The organism is Methylobacterium sp. WL18 (assembly GCF_008040015.1).
GTDB lineage: Bacteria > Pseudomonadota > Alphaproteobacteria > Rhizobiales > Beijerinckiaceae > Methylobacterium > Methylobacterium mesophilicum.
The window spans coordinates 1-2323 of the sequence record NZ_VRVD01000696.1; the positions used below are offsets into that span (position 1 = coordinate 1).

The window sequence follows — 2323 nt, forward strand, 5'->3', positions numbered from 1 at the left end:
CCACCGGGGCGGCCGTCGCCGGCGGTGGCGGCGAAGTGACGGGTCTGGGCGTGGGCGTCACGACGGCGCCCTGTCCGCTCGACGTGCCCTGCGAAGCGTCGGTCATCCCGGGATGATCCCCTGGTTCGAGGTAAGGCCGTTCGGTCGAAGAGGCGCCCGCCGATCCGGTCCGGACCGGCGGGCGTCAAAGGTCTTCAGATGAGCTTGGCCATCGCCACGGCGGTGTCGGCCATGCGGTTCGAGAAGCCCCACTCGTTGTCGTACCAGGTCAGGATACGCACCAGAACGCCATCCATCACCTTGGTCTGGTCGAGGTGGAAGGTGGACGAGTGCGGATCGTGGTTGAAGTCGATCGAGACGTTCGGCTGGTCGGTCACGCCGAGCACGCCCTTGAGCGGGCCGGCGGCGGCCGCCTTGATCGCGTCGTTGATCTCCTGGACGGAGGTGGCGCGCTTGGCCGTGAACACCAGGTCCACCGCCGAGACGTTCGGGGTCGGCACGCGGATCGCGGTGCCGTCGAGCTTGCCCTTCAGCTCCGGCAGGACCAGGCCCACGGCCTTGGCGGCGCCCGTGGAGGTCGGGATCATCGAGAGCGCGGCGGCGCGACCCCGGTAGAGATCCTTGTGCATCTGGTCCAGCGACGGCTGGTCGTTGGTGTAGGAGTGGATCGTGGTCATGAACCCGCGCTCGATGCCCACGGCCGCGTCCAGCACCTGGGCGACCGGCGCCAAGCAGTTGGTGGTGCAGGAAGCGTTCGAGACGACGAGGTGCTCGGCGGTCAACTTGTCGTGGTTGACGCCGTAGACCACGGTGAGGTCGGCGCCGTCGGCCGGCGCCGAGACCAGCACGCGCTTGGCGCCGGCGTCGAGATGGGCCTTGGCCTTGTCCTTCGCGGTGAAGATGCCGGTGCACTCGAGCGCGATGTCGACGCCGAGATCGCAGTGCGGCAGCTCGGCCGGGTTGCGCACGGCGGTGACCTTGATGCGCCGGCCGTTGACCACCAGGAACTCGCCGTCCACCGCGACCTCGCCGGGGAACCGGCCGTGCACGGAATCGAAGCGGAGCAGGTGGGCGTTGGTCTCCACCGGGCCGAGATCGTTGATCGCCACGACCTCGATGTCGGTCCGGCCGGATTCCGCGATGGCGCGCAGGATGTTGCGGCCGATGCGTCCAAACCCGTTGATGGCAACCTTCGTCACGGTGTGACTCCTTCCTGCTGCGGAGCACCGCGCACCGGGCCGGTCGCCCGGTCCTCGGCGCAGTGTCGTTCGTGTGGCCTCATCCTGTCCGAAAGCCGAAACCCGCCTTTCGGGATGACGCCGGGGCGGCCCGCCTCCAGGCCGACCGGGCGGGGCCGATCTGGGCGGGCGGGTTTGAACCTGTGATGAACCGGGCCGCGAGAGGCCGGGCCGCTCCGGCCGCGCCCATCGGATCCGACGGCGTTGGCTGAGGCCACGGGACTGTCACGGATCGGCCTTCCAGCCTATCTGAAGCGGCCCCTTCCGGGAGCGCGCGGCTGTCTAACATGGCGTCTCCACCTGTCAAACGCACGCCCGTGACAAACACGGGCCTATTCCACATCCGATAGACAGGGTTGTGCGGCGGCGATTGCTGAGCCGTAACGGCGCGGACACGCACCAACATTTCGGACTGGAATTCCGGACGCATCCGGCCGAAACTTACGGCCCCGAAGCATCGTCGCCTGAAAGCCCGCGCGGTCGGGACGATGCGCCCGGCGAGCGGAGCCCCATGGCCGACGGCAGGACGGACACGAACCCCATCGACGCGGCCTTCGCCCGGCTTGACGCCGCGTTGAGCCGCCTGGACGCGGTGGTGGCCCGCCGCCTGGAGGCCGAGGCCGAACCCGACGACCGGGACGCCGAGCTGGCGCTGATGGACGAGGACCGGGCCCGGCTCGCCGCCGCCCTCGACGCCGCCAGCGCGCATCTGGCCGATGTCGAGGCCACGACCGGACTGGTCGGCCAGCGGCTCGACCGCGCGATCCAGACCGTCCAGGGCGTGCTCGGCCGGGCCTGACCGGTTCCGTCCAGCGCCGCCGTCCATCGGAGCGATCCTTGCCCCAGATCAACGTGACCATCGACGGAAAGCTCTACCGCATGGCCTGCGGCGCCGGCGAGGAGGACCACCTCACCGGGCTGGCCGAGGGTTTCGGCGCCCGCATCGGCGAGATGCGCCAGAGTTTCGGCGAGATCGGCGACATGCGCCTCCAGGTGATGGCCGCCCTGACCATCGCCGACGAGCTGGCCGAGCTGCGCACCCGCCACGCCGCCCTGGAGGCCGAGACGGCCGAGCTGCGCAAGGC

3 protein-coding genes are annotated in these 2323 nt (G+C 70.0%); 2 read left to right on the top strand and 1 reads right to left on the bottom strand.

Annotated elements, in window-relative coordinates; all coding sequences use genetic code 11:
- Nucleotides 1-194: 194 nt before the first annotated feature.
- Nucleotides 195-1199 (bottom strand): type I glyceraldehyde-3-phosphate dehydrogenase, encoded by a 1005-nt coding sequence (gene gap, locus FV228_RS27110; RefSeq protein ID WP_147857348.1) that lies wholly within the window; start codon nucleotides 1197-1199, stop codon nucleotides 195-197.
- A gap of 550 nt (nucleotides 1200-1749) precedes the next feature.
- Here gap and FV228_RS27115 point away from each other — a divergent pair.
- Together FV228_RS27115 and zapA are read left to right on the top strand one after the other, a co-directional pair.
- A complete protein-coding gene (locus tag FV228_RS27115) occupies nucleotides 1750-2037 on the top strand; it encodes a DUF4164 family protein (protein WP_147857349.1) in 288 nt (95 codons plus the stop codon).
- 38 nt (nucleotides 2038-2075) lie between these two features.
- Nucleotides 2076-2323, top strand: a 248-nt coding sequence (gene zapA / locus FV228_RS27120; protein WP_147857350.1) for a cell division protein ZapA, incomplete at its 3' end; no start/stop codon positions are given.

Bases quoted from the DNA above. Each gene is read 5' to 3' on its own strand.
- FV228_RS27115 (WP_147857349.1), top strand. From the start codon at position 1,750: ATGGCCGACGGCAGGACGGACACGAACCCCATCGACGCGGCCTTCGCC.